Genomic DNA, 26,627 nt, shown 5'->3' on the forward strand with positions numbered 1-26,627 from the left:
ACTCTTATTTTTGCTCTTAAGCAATATGGTCCACTCACAGAGTAACTTCAGCCTAACCGGGACCGTTAGGGATAATCATAATCGAACCATTGAAGGTGTTACTATTCGATTAGCGGGGCATACGGTCCTAACCGATAGTTACGGCAATTTTAAAATTGAAAAAATCAAAAATAGCTCTTTTGAGATTATAGCTAAGGCGATTGGGTATGATATCTTTAAGAGGAAGATTGAGATTAAAGAGGGAAATAATCATCTTGATATTTTACTTTTTGAAAAAACCCAAAAAATTGAAGAAGTACCAGTGACTGGTTTAACCAAGCCTCAGATTACCAATCGCATGGCCTTTAACGTGACATCCATTGATGCTAAAAAGTATTATAACAGTACAATAAATATTTCTGATGCTTTAGATCAAGTGCCTGGTGTACGTGTCCGAGAACAAGGAGGACTAGGGTCAAATCTGAATTTAGCAATAAATGGATTTTCAGGAAATCATATTCGCTTCTTTATTGATGGCGTGCCAATGGATAACATGGGATCCACCTTTCAAATGAACACCATTCCAATCAATTTAGCGGAGAATATTGAAGTCTTTAAAGGTGTAGTTCCAATTTGGTTAGGATCAGATGCACTTGGAGGTGCTATAAACATAGTAACTAATAAATCTAACAGGAATTATATTGATGCTTCTTATTCATATGGATCATTCAATACCCATAGGACTACAATCAATACAGCAGTAACGAATAAGAGTGGGTTAACCTTTGAATTAAATGCCTTTCAGAATTATTCTGACAACAATTACAAAGTATTCATTGAAAAGCATAATAACAGGAGAGACAACTACGCAAATGATACTGAGGTAGAGCGATTTCATGATCAATTTCATAACGAATCTATCATTGCAAATTTTGGTTTGGTTAACAAATCATTTGCAGATCGGTTGGTATTTGGGATTACCCTTGGTCATAACTATAAAGATATACAAACTGGCGCCAGGATGGAGTCGGTATTTGGAGCCTGGCATCGAAAAGGAAATATTGTAATGCCGAGTTTGAGATATAGCAAGAATAACCTTATCAAGGGATTAGATGTTATGTTGAATGCGAATATAAACCTGGGAACGGAACAAACTATAGACACAGTTGCAAAGCGATTTGATTGGTTTGGGGACACATATGCAGACCTTCCATCCACATCAGGAGAGCGTTCAAGGACACTGTATAAATACAAGAATAGGGATGGTATTATCACGGCAAACGCAAATTATAATTTAGGTGATAAGCATGTTTTTACGATCAATAATGTATTCAACACATTCAATAGAAGTGGTTCCGATGAATTAAATCCTCAAAACAATGAATATGAATATGCCAAGCTATCACAAAAGAATGTATTAGGTTTTGGCTATCAAATAAATAAAGAGGGACGTTGGAGTGCCAATATTTTTGGAAAATTTTTATCTCAAAATAATAAGAATGGTAATTCAAGTTCTGTCAATTCAAGTCGGTTCGGTTACGGAACTGCGTTATCCTATTTCTTAGATACCAACTTACAATTGAAGGCAAGTTATGAGTTGACCAACAGAATGGCGACGCCATATGAATTGTTTGGGGACGTGGAAAACCAAGACGCGAATACAAATCTAAAACCTGAGAGCAGCAATAATATCAACTTTGGTATTATGTATCAATTTGATATAGATAGGGACGATCATTTTGGGATCACTGCCGGGGTGTTATATAGAAATTCCAAGAATTTTATTTACCAGAGATTAAATCAGAATCAGAGTAAGTACATGGCTGATAACCGTGAAGGAGTACGAACATTAGGTGCAGATTTTGAGTTGCAATATTTCCATAAAAAATGGTTGTCAGCATCTACAAGCTGGACCTATCAATATTTGCAGAATATGCAGAAATATGAGAATGGGTATACTGAGGTGAGCCCAGTTTATAAAGATCAAATGCCTAATATACCTTACTTATTTGGGAACCTAGATCTAAACGTTCATTTGCCAGTTTTTTCTGGTTCTGGAGATATGCTTAAAACCGGATACAACCTACAATATATTCATGATTTTTATCTGTATTGGCCTAGTCGAGGAGAGACCAAAAATACGATTCCTCAACAGTTGAGTCATGATTTTAATATTGTTTACAGCTTTAAAAAAGGCCGATATAATATAGGGCTTGAAGCAAGAAATATTACGAACGAGCGATTATATGACAATTTTAGTATGCAAAAACCAGGACGAGCATTCTATCTGAATCTACGATACTTTATCAATAAAAAATAACAATCTAATTAAAAAATAATTCCACATGAAAATTAAAAATTTATTATTCACGGCCTTTACACTAAGTACCATTGTTGCTTGTACAAAGGATAAAACAGAACCTGCGGCGAAGGGTAATTTTATTGTTGCTGTGACACCTGTTGCAGAAACTGGTGTTGCAGATTATCTACTTACAACAAGTAGTTTAGATACCGGCAAGGTATCCACTGCAGGCAGAGGAGTTGAGCAAGACGGAACCTATAGATACTATGTTACGCATAACAACAAGTTTTTTAGTATGCTTTATGGACAAGGGAATCCTGGAGCTGTTACGGTTTACAATATCCTGGATGGTAATCTGACCAAGCTAGCAAACTCGGTCACGGAAACAGTACAAGCATTTGCTCCAGTAAATGATGATATCTTGATGATGAAGATTTCAAGAAGTATTACTAATCCAGTAACGAACTGGTATCAGTTTAATACAAACACGCTCAACATTTCCAGCCAAGGGAATATCAATACAGCGGAGTTAAATAACAATGGTGAACTTGCTTTCTTCAGTTGGATTAAGCAAGTAGGTTCAAAGGTCTACGCTCCTTATTTTTCTGTAAAGGGATGTTGTTCAGCGACCTTTGGAACTGATTATCCTAATCAGGCTTGGGTAGCAGTTTATTCCTATCCAAGCATGAAGCTTGAGAAGATTATTAAAGATGATAGAACAAGCTTTATTGGAAGGTATTTTACGGATGGTTTGGAACTTGTAGAAAATGGAGATATATATGCGTTCTCTGCATCTGTAGCAACATCTATGGGAACAAATGCTACTATGAACAGTACAAAACCTTCGGCAGTAACGAGAATTAATTCAGGAAGTACAGAATTTGACAAATCATTTTATATCAATTTCGAAGAGCTATCCGGCGGATTAAATATTACTAACTGGTTATATGTTGGGAATAACAAGTTCATTACTTTTTCAAATACTAAAGAAGCTAAAGGTGCATACAATATAGGAAATATTATTGGTGTTCTTGATGTATCTGCAAAAACTTGGAAAGCAGTTACCGGATTACCAAAGACTACAGATGTTAAGGGAATTACAGATAATAATTATTCAGATAGAGCTGGCCGATTTGGCTATGTCGGTGTGAACTTAACTTCTGGAATAGGTTATGTATATAAAGTGGATGTAAATTCAGCAACAGCAACACAAGGTCTAAAAATTGAAGGTGGTACATTAACCGCAATAGAACATTTAAATTAAGCTAATTATCAACCATTTATTGCCTATCTGTAAGGACTAAAATTTATAGATGGGCAATATTATTCTCTATCAATTATGTATAGCATTATTTTAGGAATGATCTTAGTTGCCGCTTTTATTTGGTTTAATACGAGTAAAAAGGTAAAGTTTCCTAGGCGTACAGCATGGCTCGAAAAAATAGTATCCAATAGGAGGAGAGCTCAAATTATATGCACAATACTAACGATTTTTAGTCTACTATTCATTGTTTGTCTACAAGGTATTGGGGCGGGTATTTTTGCCTGGATAATTTATTGTATGGGACTACTCAGTTTAGTAGTCTTGCTTTTTCCTTATCAATACATTAAGTATAAACATGTGCTTTTTCTAATTATTTTTTGCCTTATTCTTGAACTAACCTTTACCTATATATCATCACAATAAAGCCATGCCAGCAAATAAAAAATATTTAAGTAGTCCGTTCCAACGGTTTCTAAAAATTTCCGCCGGATTTATTGGTGGATACTTAGTGATGATTAGCTTTCATTTGTTTTTGACTTATCTCTTTGAGAAGAAGAATGTCATTGTTACAGCAGGCATTACAGGTTACATATTGTGGGCCACGTTACTTTTAATTGCTTTTTTAGCTAAAAATGGTTGGAAAATATGGTTTCTATATCTTCTGCTAGCAACACTATTTTATCTTCCATTTTTAATCAAGTAAATCTCAAAATGAAAATTAGAAACTATAATATCTATTTTAATACACACACCATTTCAGGAATAATCATCTGTGCTCTCTTGTATGTTATTTTTTTTGCAGGTTCATTTTCATTTTTCAAAAAGGAAATTTCAGCCTGGCAAAACAATATCAGTCTTTATAATCAAAAAGTTGAAGCTCAGCAATACAGTGGTTTTTTAGATTCTGTTTCCAATGGTTACAATTTACAAGGTAGAGATATTATCTTTTATCTTCAAAAAAATGGGGCAAAGGGATATGTTAATTTTAGTGCATCTAAGGATACAATTATTAATAAGGAAAACTTAGCTGCACAAGCGAAGAAACCGGAAGGAGCTAGTAAAGGCAAAGGAAGGCGCGGCCGTGGGGGAGATGATGATAGTAAGTATTTAAATCATGATTTTATACATAATAAAACCGGTGACTATTCGGCAAACTATGATATGGGCGAATTCCTGTATCGCCTACATTTTTTGGCTCAATTAAATGAGGTCCCTATTCGAGTGGGAATAGCTCCTTTTGGATATTTAATCGCTGGAATTACATCTTTCCTATTTCTATTTGCTCTAATCACTGGATTATTGCTCCATTGGGATAAAGTTGTCTCAAATTTTTTTGTTTTCCGTCCGTTTAATAAATGGAAAACAGTTTGGACAGATATGCATACAGCTTTGGGCGTGATTGGATTTCCTTATCAATTCATGTTTGCGGTTACTGGGGTGGTTTTGATCATAAATACAGTATTAATTACCCCTTTTGCCAACGTTTTATATGAAGAGAAAACCGATAAATTGTATGAGGATTTAGAAACCATCCATACTTATCCATTAGAATACAGCTATAAAAAATTGGAAAAAGAGTTTAGGCTGTCGGATTATTTGGAAAAAGCCAAGAAAAAATGGCCCCTGAGTGAATATAAACGTATAAGCATCAAGAATTTTGGAGATGAAAATATGTACCTAGTAATTGAGGTTGAACCGCATTATAACCGGAGTTTTGCTGGCTCAGGCATTCTGGCTATTCAGGTTCTCAATAATAAGGTTTTGGAAGAAAAATCTCCATATACAGATGTTAACTACATCAATCGAGTCCGTAGTTTGATTTATCGTTTACATTTTGGGGATTTTGGAGGATATCCTGTAAAAGCTGTCTATTTTATATTGGGTGTCTTGGGGTGCTTAGTGATAGTATCCGGGATATTGATATGGTTAGTAGCCCGGGATAAAAATAATGTGATCCCAAGGAAGAGAAAATTTAATTTTTGGGCCGCTAATGTATTTTTGTCCATTTGTTTGAGTATGCTGCCTGTCACGGCTTTTACTTTTATTGCCATAAAAATAGCCTCTCCTGTTACACAGGAATTTATATATGCATTTTATTTTCGATCGTGGCTAATAATTTCTCTATACTATATCATTCGCAGGAATTTGAACCGGACGAATAGAGAAACCTTGTTTCTAGGGGCTGTCGCAGCCATACTAGTACCCATTGTTAATGGAATAAAAACCGGATGTTGGTTTTGGGATAATTTCATAAGTGGAAAGATGGATTTGTTCATTGTAGATTTTCTATGGTTATTGTTGGGAATAGTAAGTTTATCTGTATTCATGTATTTACTGTCCTCGAAAAGGGTTGGAGATGTTTCGCATCCAGTTCAATACAATTTAAGTCGGAAGGCAAAATAAGGCAAAAAAACTATTTTTACCTTACAGATTATTAGCTAATAACTTGCGCTCGAAATTCCATTCTCCTACAATTAAAACAGCTAAAAAAGTTAATTGAGAATCCAAAATTTAATATATGCTTATTGCCAGCTTTTGCTAGAATTCTGTTATGATATTTTTTTAGGGATTTTAATGAAACTACTAAAAAAGATAATAGAATATTATCCTTACCAATTTTCGGGTTAAATTTGGATTTGAGGAATTTGACTATTTCTAGGAATAAAAAAGCAGTAAAATTGTTTTTAAACAACCTATGGCAGCCCCAGCTCTATGATCTAGCCGGGGAAATTGATTGGGCTAATATGTGATTTTGTACTGCTTATTTAAAATTAATTTAATAGATATAACAATCTGAAATCCAAATAGGTTTTAGAAAATTCGAGTTTTTATCTCTTGATGATAAAGTGTAGCTTACGTGATTTTTTTAAAGTGATTTAATTGAAAAATAATAATATTGATAATCAACAATCTAGGTTACATGTTTAAACATCAGTACATTAAGTAATTGTTAACGAAGTAAAAATCGATAATTATTTTATAAAATTGCATCAAAATATACTGAGATGTTTGTAAATGGTTCAAAGAAACAAAAAATAGATTTCCTTAATGATTTTTACAAAACAAGATACGAGGAAAGAAATTTTAAATTTAGACCGGTAGAAATTAACTCAAATGTTAACTCTATTCTTCTTGAGGAAATGATTCATGATATTTCTCGGTATACAGAATTTAGAGCGATGAAATTTTATGATAAAGAAGGAGTCTATTTTGTGATCTGTAAATTATAAGGTCCATAAATGGGATAGGATATTTCTTTTACATATTTTTCCAAGAGTAAATGGTGAGAAGGATTTCCACATATTTCTTTTTTGATTTTATATGAGTGAGATTGTTGGCGACTGTAATAAATCATCACGTTTTAATCTAGAGAAATTCTCAATATATCGCAAATAATTTGAAGAATTCGATTCCTTTACTCCCGAAGGAAAAGAGGTATTAACCTTAACGTCTCATGATATTTCTAAAATTGAGCAATCAGATGAATTTTTATTGATTTATTTGGTTTTTATAGTTTTTCCATTTTTTTTTATAAACCTTAAACTTGTATAAAAAGATAATTTAAATCAACTGAATCCCCAAATTGAAGTGTATTTTAAGAAACAGTACAGAAATAGACATAACAAGGCTTGAACAATTTTAAGAATTGATCAGATCGATTAGGAATCATACTTTTTTTGTCAAAATTAATAAATTGAGTGTACATATAGGTTTTCACCAATTTCAATTTAAGTTTTAAACTATATGAGGATTTAAGAGGAATATGTGTATAATTGGGTTAATTAAATCAAACCGAAAAATCATTTAAAAATCAGGTAATCATCTTGCATCTCATAAGCTTTTGGGATATTTTTTGGATTTTTCCTGCGATAGGAGCTACCAAGCATTAACTAGCGGTCAATATAAACATTCTTAAAGAAATACTTAAATATGGTATCAATGGTAATAGTTCCTGTTTAAAAAATCTTTTTGAATGTACAAGGATCATTTAATCTGTTCAAGGGAAATTTACCTATGAAATTTTTGGCATGTGAAATAAGTTCAAATCCAATCTTTTCCATTACTCCATTAATATTAAAAAGTATTTTTATTTTCAAATTTCAATATGATAATCTGGGGTTTTTGCCACTATCTAGATGCAAAAAATATACTTTCAAAATGTCCTATTGTAGGTGAAGGGTTGTTAAGTTTCTAACTATTGAAAATGTTTCTAGTTAAATCTTATCAATTGATGGGGGATTAAATGAAAAAGATGTAGATAAATTACAAAAACCCAATAGAAATATATCTATTGGGTTAATAAAAACAATTCTGGTACTTATGAGACTATGGAATAATCTTATATGGAAGTAAGATAAGGCAAATAAATGAAATAAGAAAAGTACTATGATCATATTAAGATGAGTCCTAGCTTAATCATAAAATTAAGCCTACTAATTCCATTATGAAATAATATACGCTTTAAATTATTGGACAGTATCATGAGGCTACTTGGTGAAAACGATTGTGTTCATAAAGAGCAGAGGGTAAGGTGATTAAGAGCTCGACATTTGAGAGGTATCAACATAAAATAAAAAACCCAGTGGTTTTCCCTCTCCACTGGGAATTCAAACCGAATATCGGCATATTATCTGCCTTATCTTTTTCAAAGATAAAAAACCTTGGGGAAATGGCAAGGAGACATATAACAAATTTCAACCCAATGGATCACCCTGTTCCATTGGGCATGACTTACAATAAACTACAAATATGAATGTCATTTAAAGGTATCAGAAAAAAAATGATGGAAGGTTTTCAATGAATTAAGATAATCAGATCTATTGTAAGTTAGCATAACATTATGCTTGCATTTTAAGAATCATATATTATCAAAGAAAATATGAGATATAAATTATTATTCAAATAAAGAAACCAACAGCAGGGGACGCTATTGGTTTCCCAACAATTATAATATAATTAACGTTATTAAATATAGGAAATAAATAACAAAACCCAATGGAGTTCCTATCCATTGGGTCGAAACAGAGCTTAATCAGATAAACGATTAAGTCATTAAAGTTAATAAAAATATACAAAGAAGCCCAACACCTGGACCATTGTTGGGCTGAAGAAACCTTGAAACACACCATTTGGGATGGAGTTTCAAAGAGTTACTAAATTATGTTTATAGTGAATTCAAACTTTATTAATTTAAGAAAGATAAGAGAATACTCTATACAAGCCTAAATAGTATTTTAACCGTGTAGTCCAATGGCTACTATTTCCTTAATATTGTTAATAATTCATTGAAAAACGGGAAATACTAAATCTATTTATTTAGGGTAACGAAGTTTATAATTGGAATTCGGGAATTCCTGAACAAAAAATTGTTGATACAAGTATTTTCAATACTTGTGTAAGGTGTAATTTGATAGGGTAAGTACTCTAAAATCGGATAAAATTTTGTCCAGGGAGATTTATTTGAAGCTTAGGAAAGTGCCATGATTACTCCATTTCCTGCTTGTTTTTTGACTCTATCCTCTAGCGATCTTTTATTTACCCTGGTGGTGGAATTTGCCCACGGTCTAATTATTAAAAAAATTAAGTGGTCAATTAATAATAATCGTCTTAATTCCTAACTTCGACCAATATCAAAATCAGACTTGTTTCATACCTTTTTTTATCATTGAAGGGATAATCGTTTATCAAGTTAATAAGATTGCTCATTTTACCCTCTTTCTTCCTTGGCAATATTCTCTGTTAACAAATGATAATATGAATAATGTTATTCATATTATCAAAGCTTAAGAAGGGATTGAACTGCAGGTTTTTTCTTTTGGCACATAGATTGCAAAAGTATTTACAATACAACCTTTAAAAACTTTTTTTGACTGGAATTTGTACGTGCAGTTTAATTTTAGTGTTGAATAATCAAAACCATCCCTGTCAAGGGATGTTTTGCATCAGGTTTAAATAATCTTTTTTATCATGAACAAAAATTTTATTAAAAATGAGGTGTTGATTCATACAGACACCCTATTACAATATGCGAACAAATTTACCAAAGATCAAGAAGAAGCTGAAGATCTACTCCAGGAAACCTTGATTAAAGTTTTGAAATACCAGGATAGCTTTGAAAAGAATACTAACCTGTTAGGGTGGGTTTATACTATTATGAAGAACATTTTTATTAATGGGTGTCGAAAAAAGGTTTTAGAAAAAAATTACTTGTCAAAAGTTCAATCTATTGGAGAAACATTAAAGCAACAAAGCAATAACAAATGCTTAGATAATTTTATGAGAGAAGATTTGAATTTGGTTTTAAGATCGATTCCAGAAAAACACTACATACCATTTATGATGTTTTTTGAAGGGTATAAATACTATGAAATCGCCGACCACCTAGGATTGCCGGAAGGAACTATAAAGACTCGAATACACACTGCACGGAAACTTTTGAAGCAGAGGTTAAAAAGTTACAGGCAAACTTAATATCACTTAGTCAAGACGGAAAATAGGTCGCTGCAGGTATGTCTCTATAATTTTTGATAATTTGGTTTAACTAAATTAATAGTTTCTCATTGGATTGAAATTTAATATTTCTGCCATATCGCATAAATCAGACAAAACCTTACGATTATATATTTATCTTAATTTATGGGACTAGGAATAAAAAAAACTAACACCATGTGCAAGTTCTATAAAAAATGCCACCTATTTTTGGGGTTTTAGGTGGCATTGGAGTCAAATACATCATTATTTCTAAAGAAAACAGCATTTTTAATGAAATGGTTTTGGATTTTCTTTAAAAGAACTCTGGTAGTGTAATTAGCTATATCTAAACATAACCATAGTTTATACTTCTATAGTCAAATAGCCAAGCCTAAACATATAAATTTCTGATTTCATTTAATATGATTTCAATTTAGGTCGGATTCTTTAAATCTCAGCAAATGTTTGACGTTATTTAATTGCTCAAGTCATAGTTGATTTCCAAAACTAATAACCATTATCAATTTGGGTTTATTGATTATTTAATTTTTTGAGCCATACGTCCAGGTTCATTCTTTTAAAATATCTTAATATTGTCCTACTTAAAAAATGCTTATAATAAATCTAAATAAAATTCTAATTCCATGATAATATCCTGGTGCAATTTTTAATGTTGGATAAATTTTAAACCCCATAATCAATTAAAAATCTTAACTGCATTCTATTTTTCAACTTAGAAATCTATTCAAACTATTGGTAAGGTTATCATGTCTTGGTGATATGTTATACGGAGGATTGACTGGACTTTTATATTAAAGATCAATTTTGGTTAAATTTTTGTTAGCAATTAAGTTTAGCCTGTTTATGAGTAAAAAGAACCTATGTTTTCTGGTAAATGGAAAAGACCTGATTGAAATGGAGGACAGTAATCTAGCTACTTTCCTTACATATGATATTCTTGAGGTTTCAAAAATTTTGGAAACTGCTCCGTCCCAATATGTGCTCGACTCTAGGATCTTTTGTCCACCCATTCTTGAAAGGGAAAGTATCTGTCCTATTTCCGAGTATTTCTTTTTTGATATTGCATTATTCCAAGACAGTCATATAGAAGCGATTTTTAAAGGCAGGGAAAGTGATGTCCATTATTTCCGAATATCCAAAAAGGAGTTCCAACACTTAAGGGCTATGAATGATATGATCAAAACCTATCAGCGAAGTGATGAGGAATCCAGGTATTTGATTATATCTAACCTATTAAAAAACAACGTTCTTCATTTGAAGCATACATTTGAAAAGCAAAAAAGTTGGAGGATGGACGATACTGAAGTCAATATGGTCTCAGTGACGTACGTAAATATTGCCGATAAATTTAAAAAACTCGTTTCTCTCCACTCAACAAGGCATAAAGGAATTCATTTCTATGCAGAGTCTCTTAACATTACCGTAAGGACATTGTCATCCGTTACGAAAAAAGTCCTTAATTGTACTCCTAAAGAAATAATAGATGGATTTATCATGGATCTAGGAAAAAAAATGCTCGAAGATCCATTATTATCTATTAAGGAAATTTCGCAGAAATTGGGTTTCATCTCACCCAACGGATTCTGCATGTACTTTAAAAAAATATATGGAAATCCACCTTCTACATATAGAAAATGGATGCTAGGAGACGAGCCCCATTTATAAAATCTAGCCTGATAGATTTATTTTACGATATCATAATTTTTATGTGAAATATGTTTATTGTTTTTCTAAATACTTATTTTAATTGGCTTTAACATCCCGTTCTGGCCAAAATTTTGTATGAAAAATGCCACCTAACTTTTCATCTTCTATTAATAGGTGAAATAATTTAGGTCTAATTGTCGACAATTCTCAAATGAAATTGCAATGTTATCTTGAAATCAATTAGGTATTTAGAGAAGTAAAGTATTTTCTAGTTAAGGTAATTAAGGGGCTTATATGATTTGATAGAGGTTAAAAGTTTATATTGCGGATCTTACAAAAAATCTCAAATTGAATTCCCGAGCTCATGAAAAGACTCTTAGGGCGTACAGATTTCGGAAAATCAATTAACTATTCTGGAAAATTGAATATAAATACATTGATAAGCAATTTAATTTTGTTTACTTGAAAAGTAATTTTTGACGCAGATTTTGATTTAAGCAATTTGTTATTATCAATAGTTATTAGGTAATGGTTAATTTGCGATTTAACTAATTTACGCGATTGATGGTTTAGAAAAGTAAAATTGATAAATACTTCAAAAACTATAATTAATTATTAGGTGCATATATGATAACAAATAATCGCCATGCGTCATTTTATTTTTTATTATTCATACGGATATGAACAAGAAAATATTTATCTGTGAGGACAATATTCATGTCCTTAATGCTATTATGGATGTTCTTTCGGTGACAGGAGCTGAGTTAATCGCTGAATTGGATAGTACAAGGGCATTGGAGAGAATGCTTACTATCCGTCCTGATGTTCTAATTTGTGACATTGAGATGCCAATTGTCTCGGGTTCTGAATTAATAAGATTAATCCGGAAATCTGAAATTTTAAACAATGTATTTGTTCTCGGTATTTCGGCATCGCACAATGGAAAAGAAGCATCCATGTTAGCGGGAGCCAATGCATTTATTGAAAAACCCTTTGATATCTGCGATTTTATGGCTGCTTTGCCTTTTTAACCACAGAGGTTTAATTTTTGTTGATTATTATTTGTAAATATTTTTTTGTCGCGTTCAAATAGCGGTTTTATCAATATTAATTTACAAATAAGGCTTGGAGGAACTTCCTTAGGAATTGTTTTCCTTAGTTTTAGAAGATATGCTTTCTAATGATTTTTTAAGATATATATCCATTAACATAACTAAGCAATATATTGAATTTTGAGTATTCGAACTTGTTCAAATGGCTGGGAGTGCCCTGCGTGATCATTCTTCCCAATGTACCTGAATTCACCATCATTGACGCCAATGAGGCGTACCTCGACTTGGTCGATCTTAATAGTGAGCATGTGATTTCAAAAGGTTTTTTTTCTGTATTCCCTATTTCAGAATTTATTGACGAATTGGAATGGGAAACACTTTTTGATGAAGTCCTCAAGGAGAAACGGTTTGTTTCCAGGGGAATTAAGACCTGGTTAGATCCCCATGAAAAGAAGACATCAATTGAAAATGTGAAATACTTCGAAATAACCCATTTCCCTGTTTTTGATCAGGATGGAGAAGTATTGGTTATTGTTCGTTCATTAATTGATGTAACTGACTATGTTATAGACAGGAGACTCCTGAGCGAGGCGCAGTTTGACGTAAGGTTTGGAAATTGGTGGATCAATATCGAGAAACGAACAATCAAATGGTCGGTTGGTATGAATGAGCTGTTTGAGACAGGAAAAGAGTTTATGCCAAATTTTGAAAACGTGAAACAATTTTATCTCCATGCTGACGATGAAGTTTTATTCATGGCACAGCTCTTTGAAGCAATTAGAAACAAGAGGATACTTAAGACTTTTGTTTCCGTAAGGACCCGGAGTGGAAAATTGAGGCGGCTTAAGGTGGTGGGAAAACCAGATCATTTGGGTGACGCGTGCATCGGTATCCATGGTACTGCAATAGATGTTACCAAGCAGCATGAGGACCAAAATATACTAAAGGAAATGTACTTTCTCCATAACCATGAACTTAGGGCTCCCCTTGCCCGCATCATCGGCCTGGCTGAACACCTCAGGAGAGAAGGTAGCCATGATCAGCGATCCGAATTTTTACTTGATGCTTTATTAGATTCAGCAAATGAACTGGATAGGATAATACGTCAGATAGTTGATCGAGAAGAGCAAAAAGGAGAGAAAGATGTTTAGGATCATTTTGGTTGATGACGACAAAATCTCATCCTTTCTCTTGGAAAAGATGTTGGAATACCTAAAGATGGGAAATGTTTTCGAAAAATTTCTCAATGGGTCAGAGTTCCTAAACTGGTTAGACCTTCAACAAGACCATGACCATAGCTACCTTGTTTTCTTGGACATCATGATGCCGATCATGGATGGATGGGAAGTGATGGAAGGGCTTAAAAGGCATAGATTATGCAAAAGGGTTTCTGTAATTATGGTCAGTTCGTCCCTAAGTCCATCGGATAGGAAAATGGCCATGGAAAATGGAATGGTCCTGGAGTATTTAACAAAACCTGTAAGGCTCAATGAATTGGAAAGATTGAGAACCTTTCTGGGTTAGGAATAGTAAATGTTGTTGATAAAATAAGTCATATGGGGGCAAATTATTTTTAATTTCAAATGGAGGTTTTATGGGGGATTTTGCCTTATTTTTGATTTCCATGAATCTTTAAGAGTCCAGTGTCGTTTGAGAAATAACATAATATTTATTGAGGGGCCTTCGGTTGACTACCTAGCTGATAGTTGATTGATATTTTACGCATTCTTATAGTTTTGTTGAAATGCTAAAAATCATCACTCCATTTTTCTGGTACTATGTAGTAACTTTAAAGTGCTTGATCTTACTCTATCTAAATTTTATAAATTACCAGAAACCATTGAAATGGGAAAAGGTCAAACTGACTTTTTTTTAAAGCGGTTCATATTTAACCTAACCCTAGAATAAGAATATTGAACGCTTATTGAAATAAAAGATAAGTCAAATTTTTATTTAGAGTTTCAATTTGGGCTACAGTTTGTTAAATCATAAATATTTATTAAAATGAAATATAGACTAATAACTTTTAATAAACGCTGATGCATGGAATTAGTAGAAATCAAAATTATTATCGATCACAGATAGCGGGAAATTAACGCTAAAAAATCATCCCCATTCTTTCGTTATATATAGTAACGTCCAATCTTCTGTAATGAAAACCAACCATTAATCAAAGCGAAATGAATGATTATATGGGTTCTTGGGATCCAATTTGAACAATTCATTAAGTTTTCTTATTCCAATCCTATAATTTTCAATAATATTGATTTAATATTATTTAATTTGCAGCAAGAAATTAATGAAAAACATATGACCTTAGATGAAAGATTGAAAATTTTTAACGAATATTTTCATTATAAAGAACGTCCTGAACTATACGAGTTTGAAATCTCACCGGAGAAAATTGCTTATAGAAATGAAGCTTTGCGAAGTGGGGATAGAAATTTGTATTTAAAATATCTAACAGAAAAATATGCTGATAAATTAGAGAAAGAAATGGAGAGGTATGATCTTGCAGCACAAAACCTTGTCAAAGTTGATAGGGATTCAGCAAATGAATTATTTAATAGTTTTCAGGTCAACATGCTCAAATCTGACATCAGTTTTCTGGACAATGATGCAATTTATACGATGTATAAGGTTAGTCCAGAAAGTATAGAATTATTATTGGAAGGTTATCGAGAGGATCTTATTGATGTTTTCGTTCCAATTAATGAGGTTTTCCAAAATGGAAGAAAAGAAATTTATCTGGACAAAACCGGAATTTACGCCAATTGATAAGTTGCTGTTTGATTTCTAGTAACAGGGAGCTTTTGCATTAGGAGAATGTTTTAATTCCTAATCCCCTTGCCTTTTTTGAAGACACTTAACATTTTATTCTATCCTTGGAAACATAATTAGTACCTCCCAGGCTCTTTAATTGAGTCTGGGTTTTTTGAATTAGGGTCGCTATCCAATAGATCCGGAATTGTTCAACCTCCGACATTTTCCGCATTTTCTAGGCGCTCCATAGTTTTACCAAGGAGGTTGCTGCTGATGAATATAACGATGAAAATTTTCAACCGTCTAATCATGGATTATTATTTTGATTGAACTGTACCAATTCTGTAAAAACAGGCACCTCTCAACTTGCAACACAAACAAAATTCTCATTTAGCTTGTTATTTATCTGATGAGGAACAAAAAAAAAGTGCAAATTTGGAAAATCAGCATCGTTATTCTATCGACTCTGGTTTTATTGTTGTTGGTCGGATCATATTTTGTTTCTCATAAGTTAAAACCTTTGCTAGGTAAAAGGTTGGAGGATACTATCGCCGAATATTCGAAAGGTCTTTACAGCATAAAATATAGCGATCTGGATCTAAACATTGCTGGTGGTAATTTGTCTTTGAAGGATGTAAGGCTTGTCCACGACAGTATTATTTACAAGAATCTGGACATCTCCAAGAAAGCTCCAAACACCAGATTTCAAGGAAGAACAAATAGTTTGAGAGTAAGCGGCTTGAATCTTTGGGATATTTTTGTAAAGAAGAGAATCCAAATAAGTTCTATTGAGCTGGATTCATTAAAGTGTAAAGCTATTTTAAGGAGTCGTTCGTACAACATGGATAAATCAGAGAAAAATCTTTATGATAGGATAAAAAATCGTTTTAAGTCCATTGCTCTAGATGAATTCCGGGTGAATTCCATTGATTTGGAGTTTGTGAATCTAAATAATGAAAAGAGCAATTCAATTACTGTCAATGGGGCAAATCTGACTGTGACGAAATTTTTGCTTGATGAACAATCTCTCAAAGACAGCATGCGTATTTTATATGCAAAGGACATTGCAATTCATATTCCAGAATTCACTACCGATTTGAAGAGAGCTCCCTATAAATTTAGAATAGAAGATTTCAGGTTTAGTTCTCAGGACGGAATGATGAATATTGGTAATTTAGCGCTTCAGCCTACTTTAAATTTGGAGAATTTTGCCAAGCAGGATAAACTCAATAAGCCAAGGATCGATATGAAAATCGATTCTATCCATATTTCTGGTGTAAATAGCCAAAAGCTTTTGTTGGGAAAGATTTTTGAGGCTGACAGTATGCATGTTAAAGGGGGCCTATTTGAACTAGCAAAAGATAAACGATACCAAAAGGAAAATGTCTCTAAAATTGGTCAATCTCCTGCTCAGCAATTACTTGAGGTCGGTGTTCCCATTTCCATTAAGGGTGTCAAGGTTAGCCACATTGATCTGAGTTATGCGCAAATTAGTGACAAATATTTCAGAGAGGGGAAAATTGATTTCAAGAATATCAGCGGGACATTTCAGAATGTTAGTAATGTAGGATCTGTCCTACGTAAAAATAGAAATATGAATGCCGATTTGCAAGGAAGTGTTTATGGTCAAGGTCAGCTGAAAGTCCAATTTTCCTTTGACATGCTAAGCGATATCGGTAATTATTCTTATGCAGGCAAATTATCTGCCATGAAGGTTTCAGGGTATAACAGAATCTTAGAACCACTTCTCAACATTCGTTTGACGGAAGGCAATTTAAAAGCAATTACCTTTGACATGGAAGGAAATGACACCAAGAATTGGGGGGAATTCAATTTTGAATATGACCATCTGAAAGTTGAATTACTTAAGGATCCAGGTAAGGGTAGAGGTAAAAAAGGGATCTTATCATTTATTGCCAATAAATTCTTTATCAACGACAGTAACCCTGATGCAAATGGTAAACTCCATGTAGCTCAGGTGGATTATGATCGAAATCCAAATCATCCCTTTTTCAAGGTGGTTTGGAAAAGCCTATTGCAAGGGATAATTGAATGTACTGGGACAGATTCCAAATACTTTCCTGGTATTTAATATAAGTAACATATCTAAAAAAGAAGCCCCCTTGTATGGTCTTAATTCAAGCTCATTTCTTAAAATTGGTCAAATGGAGGAATTGAACCAACTACTTTTTTAGGATTTCAGCATTTAGCTTACTTATGACCCTCGTGCGAATCACAAAGGATTTTCATTAACAGTCTTCAGAAAATCTTTAGATAATAAATATTAACAACGTTGTGTTTACACGAATCTTACCGTTATTTGAATTAGAAAGTTTTTCCGCTAGAATTAAACATATATTTTGAAAACCATGAAAACCTATTTTGTCTTCATTATATCAACTTTATCGATACTACCTTCCATCTTCGCTCAAGAAATTAAATGGAATGGACCTTCCGTTGATTTCTCACATGGTAAATTAGTAGTAGATTCTAGCCGGAGATTTTTGGCCTTTGAAGATGGGGACCATTTTCCCTATTTTGGTGATACTGCATGGGAATTATTTCATCGACTTGATAAGAAAAGTACGGAAACGTATTTAGAAAATCGGCGACAGAAAGGATTTACGGTAATTCAAGCGGTAATTCTTGCGGAATTAGATGGATTGGTTGTTCCAAATAGTGAGGGGAATGTACCTCTTTTAGGAAGAGATCCTAGTCACCCCAACGAGAATTATTTTAAACATATTGATTGGGTTGTGGAACGTGCATGTGAAAAGGGGCTTTTTATTGGTCTGCTACCAACTTGGGGTGATAAGGTTGATAAAAAATGGGGGATAGGTCCAGAAATATTCACTGAAAAAAATGCCTTTGAATATGGGGAATTTTTGGGCCAGAGATACAAAAGTCACCCTAACATTATATGGATAATGGGAGGTGATAGGTCTGGAGGCGGGAAAAACTTTGATATTTGGTGCTCCATGGCGGAAGGTATTAAATCGATGGATAACGAACATTTAATGACCTATCACCCAATAGGTGAACGAAGTTCTGCTGAATGGTTTCATAATGAGGATTGGTTGGATTTTAATATGGTTCAGACTGGCCATGCCAAACGCACATCAGAAATTTATAGGCGTATCTTAGTGCCTGATTATCATCGCGTACCTGTAAAACCTATCATGGATGCAGAACCTCGGTATGAAAATCATCCTGTTAACTGGAACCCTAATGAATTAGGTTGGTTCGATGATGTGGATGTGAGGCAGTCGCTATACTGGTCAATATTTTCTGGTGGGTTTGGTTATACATACGGATGCCATTCGATCTGGCAAATGCGTGATGAGTCCAATGAACCCGTTGGTTTTGCAAGAAGTTTTTGGACTGACGATTTAGATCTAGAAGGGGCTTGGGATATCATCCATGCACGTAATCTCCTAGGTTCGAGAAAAGCTAACCAAATGAAACCGTTTCCAGAATTGATTCTGAATACTGATGGAGCAGATACTGATTGGACAGTTGCTTCAACGGGAAATGATTTCGCTATGGTTTATCTACCCAATGGTACGGATGTGATCTTGAATTTACCCGTACTTGATCGAATTGAGATTGAGACTGTCTGGTATAACCCACGCAATGGTAATTGGCTGACTAAAAAGAAGTTGAAAGGAAATGACATTGCCAAATTCTCTGCTCCTTCAAGAGGACGTGGAAATGATTGGATTCTGGTGCTCGACTTTTAACCTATAGATCGGCTTATAGTAGATTTAATCTTTAGGTCGTTCCAGAGGTTTATTTCTTAGAGGAAATAGGGATTATTAAGTATTTTGATAATCTTATATAATATCAGTCATTGATAAGCAGTTATTTTCACTTTAGTCTAACATTGGATACGTGTTGAACAATTTATTATGTTTTGCAAGCAGAAATATACCCAAACGAATTTCTTATTCAGGAGGTTATAGCAAATTGATAATTAACACATCCTATTAATTAGGGTAATTTGCGAAACTAATGTAAAATTTATCCAATAATCTATTGACATTTGATTTCTTAACCTCAAAAAAACCTGATAGGAAATATCCCATCAGGTTTCTTGATTTTCCTTTAAATGGTTGTATAGAGGATTTATCATAATTTACTAAAAAACGTTGAAAATTGCAATTAAAGATTTGATTTAGATAAAAATTATATCTTCATTGTCGCGAATTAAAATTATCATTTTAGTCAATTAAAAGGAGCGTCAATAGGTTGTGGTCTTAGTGGTTTTTAAAGATAGAATCTCAAATCATCAATTATAATATGAATGTTGGCGTCCTTCGGCCAAGCAGCCCAAGCAAAATTCTTTTTTCAGCCAAGTTCAGTATGGGGCAATTTAAGTTAGCCTTGGAGTAGAGCATTTTTGAGGAGTCCATAGCTAGGTGTGCTCGGCATGTACTATCGCATGATTCTACCTAACTAAGAATATATGTGTTTTTTCTTTGTGAATAAGCTGGACATTTGTGAAAGTGTAATGCAGGGAGAAAGATGAATTTTATTAATTTTCTTTATTAAAGGCCAATAAACACATATAGTTTGGAACTAGAAATCAAGAATTTTTTCATGACCATTTGAATATGGATAAAGTTAGGGGAGAAGAAAGCCTACATGACCTAAGTGCAATAAAAAGCTCAGCAATAAAATCACTGAGCCACCTGAGATTAAAAACCTATGAGAGGTTTGCATATTGCAAAGGTTAAGTTAAGGATAATAATTAAAAAAACCAATAACGAAAAAGTTATTGGGTAGCCTTATTTGATCAAATGTAAAAAATTGAACTTGTCAAATATAACAAAATTACCCAATGAACGTCCCTTTCCATTGGGTAAGATTGATAATAAAATGTATTTATGATTATACAATAAAGCTAGGAGAAATAATTTGAATAAAAAGCCCAAAAGCAAAAGCAGTTGGGCACAAACCGATCTATTGTAGAATTAATACTTAAAGATAACAAATAAAAATAAAATTCAATAGCGGGAAATGCTATTGGGTAAAAATCTAATTTTACTATCTGTGATATTATGAGATAATCTGTAACCTGTTTTTTTTCTTGAAAAAAATCTTGGTGAAACAAAAAACCAGCGGTGATCCCTCCACTGTGAAGATTGGGTGCTGACTTTTATGAGTTACTTAAAATTACTAATTAACTTATAAATAAAACAATGCCCAATAGCGGGGGACGCCATTGGGCACAAACCAATTATTGTAGAATTAAGGAGCTTAAAGGTACCAATTATATATATCCCATGCAATAACGTTTGTTCTAGTCAGGATTGTAAATAAACCGATATGTAATATAATAATTAGGCTTGATAAAGAGATTTTAATAATTCGGCTTTGCAGAAGTTGAATATTACGTAAGAATGGTCCGTATAGGTAATTATTCAGCTGGTTGAAATATAATAATAGACTAAAAGAAAGTAAATACCGATTGTCCAATCTGGAAAATAAAAAAGACAGTCTGTTTAAATCTAATTAACCTTTATCTAAATTAAAATGTGATGAATGGCATATAGAAATGTGAATTAATATTTGGACGAATACTTTGTTGTCATTATCGAATAGTATATAGAATACGAATTTTTCTCTTTCATTCCTTCTTGAAATTTTCGACGGAAATATTAAGAACAAAATGATAGAAGAGATTTGGAGTAAATAGAATTAAAAATAAAAAGTTACCGGAAATAATCATCCAATGAAAAAAACAACCGTATCCACGGCATTGAGCTTTTAGAATATAGTAGAGGGGTCTGTTGTAAGATTAAAAATAAAAGGATCCCTGATCAGATGTACACATAAAAATCCCAATGGATTCATCCAATTCATTGGGAATGATTATCAACAAGCTATTTTTTGGAAGACAATTTAAGAGAAGCAAAAACAATAGAGATCAAAGAGTCCAATAATATATATTGTACATTGTGGAGGCTTCTGGACAAAACCTTAATAGAGATCAAATTAGGCAATGAAACTAAAAAAGCCCATTGAAATTTTCCCAATGGGCCAAACTAAAAAACATACTACATTTTATGATACATTAAAAGTGCATAAATTATGGAATAAATTTAAAACCAGAACATTCCGGCGGAAGATCTGGACCTAATTTATTTTAATATTCGCTTTTTAAAGCATTTTTATAAATGTATCAAATAATATGGGAAATAAATCACGGTAATGTGAATGTTGCAAATAGAAAAATCTCAACAATTGAGGTCCATTGGGTGAATTATTCAGAAATTGACCTTGAAAAGAAAAAATAATAGAGATCCATGAAATTTTAGGAAAGGAATTTCGAAGGTAAAATTGAAATAAACTGATAGAATCCAAACGGAGCAGTTATTTATGGACGCTTTGGAAAGAACCGAAACTAACAGACGGTATACACACCTTCTATGCAATGTGACGAGGTTAATTTCTAAATTTTTATCAATTTTTACCAAGTTCTGTCCATTTGTCGACAGGTTTTATAAATTACAAGAAAATTGGTCACAAATTATGAGGATTAACATAGGATTTGATTTTAATGTCCATTGGGAAATTCCTTGAATGTCATTTTTTGGCTTTTAGTCGTTATGATTATTGTTAAATCCAATATTTCTTTTCTCACGTATTTCATCTTCGAGTGAAAATTTTTCTTTAAAATTTAGGGGATACTTATTATGGATTTAATCTTACAATTAAGCAAATATTAAGCGCGTAATTATCGTTTTTATTATTTAAAATTGAATTAAATTTCATCCAAATGTTTGTCAATGGAACAAAAAAAGATAAAATAGAATTCCTTACAGAATTCTACGAGAAGAGATATGCAGAAAGAAATTTCAGGTTCAGGTCAAATGAAATAAATAGCATTTTGGATCCTAATGTTCTTGAAAATATGATCATTGAAATTTCACGGCATACAGAATTCCGAGCAATGAAATTTCGTGATAAGGAAGGCGTTTATTTTGTTATCTGTAAATTATAAAGTTAGCAAATGTGGGAAAATCCTTCCTGAACAATTTTTCCAAATTACTGAATGAATTAGAATGACGTTTGTTTCCATATCCATTTAAACTTAATAAATTGTGGTAAAGTGGAGTCACCACCATTAGCCTTGAAAATAATTATTGTTTTTTCTAGCTTCTGTTGAAAAAATTTAATTCTTATGAGGACATGGAAAGGGAAGTTTTAACTTTTGTCTTTGATCAAGAGAGCCTATGTCGATAACTATTTTGGACAAGTAGTGAAAAAATATTAATTTGGTGGCATATTAGGATGAAACAAAACCTCATTTTTGCTGCCTTTGCACTATTACTCTTTCTACTGATTTCCATTGGACTAAATGTATTTTTGATAAAAAAAACAGATCAATTGAGAAAGGAAATTGATATGAGAGACTCTCTGATGGATCAAGCATTTGAAAAATCAAAAATAATATTAGAAAACCTTAATAATACCAATCCAATATATTGAACAAGCTGAATACTAGGATAAGTTGTTTTTAAAGGATAATTTCTCTCAGGTAAATATATCTCAAATACAATTCTGTGATTTTTGAAAACTAATAGGAATAATCACAGGATTCTTATTGTATATGACTTGTGTTTTGGGATATTATGGTTTATTCATAATTAATGATTGTATAAAATCCTGCAATTCAATTCAAGAAAATTACGAGTGAACATCTATTGGATAACCTATTCCCAAAAAGGTATTGGGAATATTCAAAATTTCAATTTTGAGATTAAAAAAACAGGAAAATCGGGAATATTTTATATTGGATACGAAAAAAATCATTTTCAAATTACCCTAAAAAGGAAAGAAAATTAAAACAATCTGAAGAGTAAGGAATAGAATTATTTGTGCATATCAAAAATACGCTTTCAGCAAATCAATTCAAGAGGTAAATGATGATATTTTAGGAATTTTATTAGGATTACAATTCAAAACCAATATTTAATAATACAGTGTATTGATCGCGGTCGGATAAGCAAATCCTTGAAAAATACAAAACCATTTATTCCAACATCCGTTTAATATAAGTTTTAAAATGAAACAGTGGAATCATTTTTGGTAATTTAGATCGGAAAATAAAAAAACCTAACATGAGGCTAATCCGTTAGGTTTTTTTTGATTTTCCTTTAATGGTTGTACAAAGAGAACTTAAATATAAGTAAAAACCCTGAAAATTCAAATCAGGGCTTTTAATATTTGAACAATGTTACTTTATGAACATTTAAATATAAATAAGTTTTTTCTTATTTTTTTATCAAAGTGAAACTATTATAATATGTGAATATTATTAAGTTTTTGAAATCTGGAATCATCCACGTCCATGATCCATCAATAACTTTATTCATATTCGAATGTATTAATTGTATTAAAGAAATTTAAAGACTAAAGTTTCTGTACTATGTATGAAAAAAGTTCAAATTTTATTTTGTTTGGCATACTATTTTCCTTTGATTGATCTTTCTACAATCGCTTATCATTGGTTAAGGTCTAATAGATCAATCATTTGAAGGAGATTGGAAATGAATAGGGATTAGGACCATTCTTTGCGTGTCCATCAGGTTTAAAAGAGAAAAGTATTGATTGAAGCGATTTGTAAAATTACCACTGCCACCACGGTCTAAATAGAGTTCAAAATCGAACTGAAAAGGTTTACTCATAAAATCTAAGCATATGAGCAGAAAACAAGACCTTGGGTTGAGGAGATGTTTTATATCGTTAAATTTCACATGTTATTCCTTATGTAAGTAAGAATTCAGTTCAGTGGTAATACTGATGAATTGCGAAATAAACATTATTGAATTCTGTAGCTTGCTAGATCTTGCTAATGAGGTTATACTTTTTAGAAATTTTAATCAAATTTAATCTCAAAGATTATATAATGCTTAATACCAAATTTTGCTCCCCATGAGTTTATATCTTTTCCGTGTTTATCCACTTCACAGTACATCTTTTGGCCATTTCTTTCATAGGGTAAAATATATGCAAAAGCAGGGAATGGATCACCTACTTTTATTTTCCAATCCACGCCAATGTCACGCATAGAATAATCATCAGACTGAATAGCCTCAAAATACCTTTCATTTCCTTGGCCTTGGAATTTAAAAAATACCTTAAGCCTTCCCTCCATCTTCTTTCCGGTAACTGAAAAACTGAGACTATCAGAGGCGATCCTCGGATCTCCGGTCTGCTTAGAGTTCACGATCGTATCTATATTTGTGTTAACACCATCCAAATATGTTTTTGAAATCAAGGAAAAATTTCTTCCCTTTAGCTCCTTCCCAGAGAAAACCACATTATAATGGTCAATATTTTCAAAACGCAAGAGTTCTCTCAATTCTTTATTCTTTGAACCGTACTCCGTTTTCATAATAATGTTTGAGGTTTCGGATTGGCCCAAAACCACAAAGGGATATAGAATAAATAAATGAACTAATAGAAGTTTCATATAATGATTTAAGTATGGTTCGAAAATATATAGTAATTTGGTTAAAGGCAAATATGGCGGTATAATTCTTTGGTTATATTTTTGTTTAATTGCTACTTAAAGCAAAAAATAGCAGAATGTTTTTTGGCTGGCGAACAACATTTCTGCTGTAACATTATTCATCCCTAGGATAAATTCTTTCAATACATAAAACATTTAGGAGTTTTTTTCTTTCATGACCAGATTTCTTCAAATAAAAATAAAACGATATGATTTTCGGACGACGATACTTGAAATAACCACCAATTAATTAACCAAGACATTTTTTGATAAGGATATTATTTTCTATAAAACTTTGCTGTGCGGATTCACATTAAATTTAATGGTGTAATTTGGTTGGTTACTGAAAAGAGTTCCCTATCAAACGTTCCACTGAAACTTTGAATAGATATTTTAATTAATGATCAAAAATCGCTAGGTTATAAATTCAATCAGTTTTTCGGATACTGATCGAGCCGCAATAACCGCCCCCTCCATATAACCAGGATATTGGGTTGCCGTTTCACTTGCTGCGAGGTACAAATTACCCTTCATATAACTGTGATGTAACAGCGGATGCCCGTTATCTTGATGCGGACGTTGGATTGTCAGATTACCAGTCAATATAAATTCATCTGACCAGACCTTATCAAAATAAGCAGTTGGGGTGAGAGCCTTTTTCCCAATCAATTCGCCTAATTGTTGTAAAACAAGCCCTTTTCTCACTTTGGGCATGTAAGCTGAAGCCCCTGTGTTTAGAAAACCCGTAAAGCCAAATCTATCCTCTTCAAAATTGGTATGGTCGTACATTTCAGTAATGATACCTGCATGGCTGTACAGCATTCCTGAATATCCCTGGTTCCGCCAAAAAGGTTGGTCATATTCCAATGTGAACTTTATTGATCCTGCCATCCAGGTTTGTACGTTGGGAAGAAGGGCCGTGAGTTCTTCAGGTAACAATGGTGAAAACATTATATTAGATACTAACTGTGGAGGAATGCACAGGATGACTTTGTCAGCCTCTATTTCTTTGCCCATATCATTTTCAAGCATCATACCTTCTCCTGTTTGTTTTATCGATCTGATCTTACAATTCAAAAAAATACGGTCTTGGGGTAGCTTAGCTCCCAAAGTATCGATCAACATTTGCGTGTCCCCGGTTAAACGGTAAGATGGTTTTTCAGCCTCGGGGATATAGAATTTCTGTGGTTGTTCAAACGATTTGGTCTGAAACAATGTTAAACCTTTTGAGAACTGTGGGTATTTTCGGAGTCCCAATTCATTTATTAAAAACAGAAGATTCGAATGCAGGTCGGAGAACCAGGTTGCGCCCAATTCCAAAGGAGTCTGTAAGGTTCCTGTGACGGTCTGTATCCTTCCGCCAAGTCTGGAAGATGCTTCCAAAATAATGAAATCTATATTCCTTTTTGTTAGCAGGTAAGCCAAAGTTAACCCACTCAATCCACCTTCTATGATAACAATACGTTGCTTTTCATTCATCTTATGGAACCGTTTTTGATTTTAACCTTCAAATTTCCATTTTTATCCCTTTGATATCAGTGGACAAATCGGAAAAATAATGGAACATATAGGAAAAAAAAGCGAATCTATATACTGGTGGATTTGGAG

13 protein-coding genes are annotated in these 26,627 nt (G+C 32.8%); 11 read left to right on the top strand and 2 right to left on the bottom strand.

Features of this window, described 5'->3' with window-relative positions; all coding sequences use genetic code 11:
• Nucleotides 1-25 precede the first annotated feature (25 nt).
• The 11 genes from ACWICE_RS05080 (at nt 26) to ACWICE_RS05130 (ending at nt 19,239) form a co-directional block, all read left to right on the top strand.
• Nucleotides 26-2,299, top strand: a complete 2,274-nt coding sequence (locus tag ACWICE_RS05080) for a TonB-dependent receptor (protein WP_433896666.1) — start codon at nt 26-28, stop codon at nt 2,297-2,299.
• Between the two features lie 25 nt (nt 2,300-2,324).
• Entirely contained in the window at nt 2,325-3,545 is a 1,221-nt protein-coding gene (locus tag ACWICE_RS05085; RefSeq protein WP_313516294.1) for a DUF4374 domain-containing protein, read from the top strand.
• Between the two features lie 711 nt (nt 3,546-4,256).
• A complete protein-coding gene (locus ACWICE_RS05090) occupies nt 4,257-5,948 on the top strand; it encodes a PepSY-associated TM helix domain-containing protein (protein WP_454297808.1) in 1,692 nt (563 codons plus the stop codon).
• A 3,564-nt stretch (nt 5,949-9,512) separates the two neighbouring features.
• Nucleotides 9,513-10,016 (top strand): RNA polymerase sigma factor, encoded by a 504-nt coding sequence (locus ACWICE_RS05095; RefSeq protein ID WP_093095656.1) that lies wholly within the window; start codon nt 9,513-9,515, stop codon nt 10,014-10,016.
• Between the two features lie 864 nt (nt 10,017-10,880).
• The gene (locus ACWICE_RS05100) at nt 10,881-11,702 is read left to right on the top strand and encodes a helix-turn-helix domain-containing protein (RefSeq protein ID WP_454297809.1); all 822 of its coding nucleotides are present in this window, start codon (nt 10,881-10,883) and stop codon (nt 11,700-11,702) included.
• A gap of 662 nt (nt 11,703-12,364) precedes the next feature.
• Nucleotides 12,365-12,715, top strand: a complete 351-nt coding sequence (locus ACWICE_RS05105; protein ID WP_093095659.1) for a response regulator — start codon at nt 12,365-12,367, stop codon at nt 12,713-12,715.
• A gap of 194 nt (nt 12,716-12,909) precedes the next feature.
• The gene (locus ACWICE_RS05110) at nt 12,910-13,887 is read left to right on the top strand and encodes a histidine kinase dimerization/phospho-acceptor domain-containing protein (RefSeq protein ID WP_313258366.1); all 978 of its coding nucleotides are present in this window, start codon (nt 12,910-12,912) and stop codon (nt 13,885-13,887) included.
• Nucleotides 13,880-14,260, top strand: coding sequence for a response regulator (locus ACWICE_RS05115; protein WP_093095662.1), 381 nt, complete (start codon nt 13,880-13,882; stop codon nt 14,258-14,260). The genes ACWICE_RS05110 and ACWICE_RS05115 overlap by 8 nt, the downstream gene beginning before the upstream one ends.
• Before the next feature lie 759 nt (nt 14,261-15,019).
• Nucleotides 15,020-15,514, top strand: a complete 495-nt coding sequence (locus ACWICE_RS05120) for a hypothetical protein (protein WP_139185418.1) — start codon at nt 15,020-15,022, stop codon at nt 15,512-15,514.
• 412 nt (nt 15,515-15,926) lie between these two features.
• The gene (locus tag ACWICE_RS05125) at nt 15,927-17,591 is read left to right on the top strand and encodes a hypothetical protein (protein WP_433896668.1); all 1,665 of its coding nucleotides are present in this window, start codon (nt 15,927-15,929) and stop codon (nt 17,589-17,591) included.
• A 277-nt stretch (nt 17,592-17,868) separates the two neighbouring features.
• Complete coding sequence (locus tag ACWICE_RS05130) at nt 17,869-19,239, top strand: glycoside hydrolase family 140 protein (protein WP_093095666.1); 1,371 nt, start codon at nt 17,869-17,871, stop codon at nt 19,237-19,239.
• Between the two features lie 5,144 nt (nt 19,240-24,383).
• Here ACWICE_RS05130 and ACWICE_RS05135 read toward each other — a convergent pair.
• On the bottom strand, nt 24,384-24,980 hold the full coding sequence (locus ACWICE_RS05135) for a hypothetical protein (RefSeq protein ID WP_093095673.1): 597 nt from the start codon (nt 24,978-24,980) through the stop codon (nt 24,384-24,386).
• 453 nt (nt 24,981-25,433) lie between these two features.
• Nucleotides 25,434-26,498: a flavin monoamine oxidase family protein gene (locus tag ACWICE_RS05140; protein WP_454297810.1), complete on the bottom strand. Its 1,065-nt coding sequence runs from the start codon at nt 26,496-26,498 to the stop codon at nt 25,434-25,436.
• Nucleotides 26,499-26,627 lie beyond the last annotated feature (129 nt).

This window comes from Sphingobacterium sp. NPDC055346 (assembly GCF_053645235.1).

Excerpts from the sequence above, each read along its gene's own strand:
- ACWICE_RS05080 (WP_433896666.1), top strand. The coding sequence starts at position 26 with ATGGTCCACTCACAGAGTAACTTCAGCCTAACCGGGACCGTTAGGGAT.
- ACWICE_RS05085 (WP_313516294.1), top strand. The coding sequence starts at position 2,325 with ATGAAAATTAAAAATTTATTATTCACGGCCTTTACACTAAGTACCATT.
- ACWICE_RS05090 (WP_454297808.1), top strand. The coding sequence starts at position 4,257 with ATGAAAATTAGAAACTATAATATCTATTTTAATACACACACCATTTCA.
- ACWICE_RS05095 (WP_093095656.1), top strand. The coding sequence starts at position 9,513 with ATGAACAAAAATTTTATTAAAAATGAGGTGTTGATTCATACAGACACC.
- ACWICE_RS05100 (WP_454297809.1), top strand. The coding sequence starts at position 10,881 with ATGAGTAAAAAGAACCTATGTTTTCTGGTAAATGGAAAAGACCTGATT.
- ACWICE_RS05105 (WP_093095659.1), top strand. The coding sequence starts at position 12,365 with ATGAACAAGAAAATATTTATCTGTGAGGACAATATTCATGTCCTTAAT.
- ACWICE_RS05115 (WP_093095662.1), top strand. The coding sequence starts at position 13,880 with ATGTTTAGGATCATTTTGGTTGATGACGACAAAATCTCATCCTTTCTC.
- ACWICE_RS05130 (WP_093095666.1), top strand. The coding sequence starts at position 17,869 with ATGAAAACCTATTTTGTCTTCATTATATCAACTTTATCGATACTACCT.
- ACWICE_RS05135 (WP_093095673.1), bottom strand. The coding sequence starts at position 24,980 with ATGAAACTTCTATTAGTTCATTTATTTATTCTATATCCCTTTGTGGTT.
- ACWICE_RS05140 (WP_454297810.1), bottom strand. The coding sequence starts at position 26,498 with ATGAATGAAAAGCAACGTATTGTTATCATAGAAGGTGGATTGAGTGGG.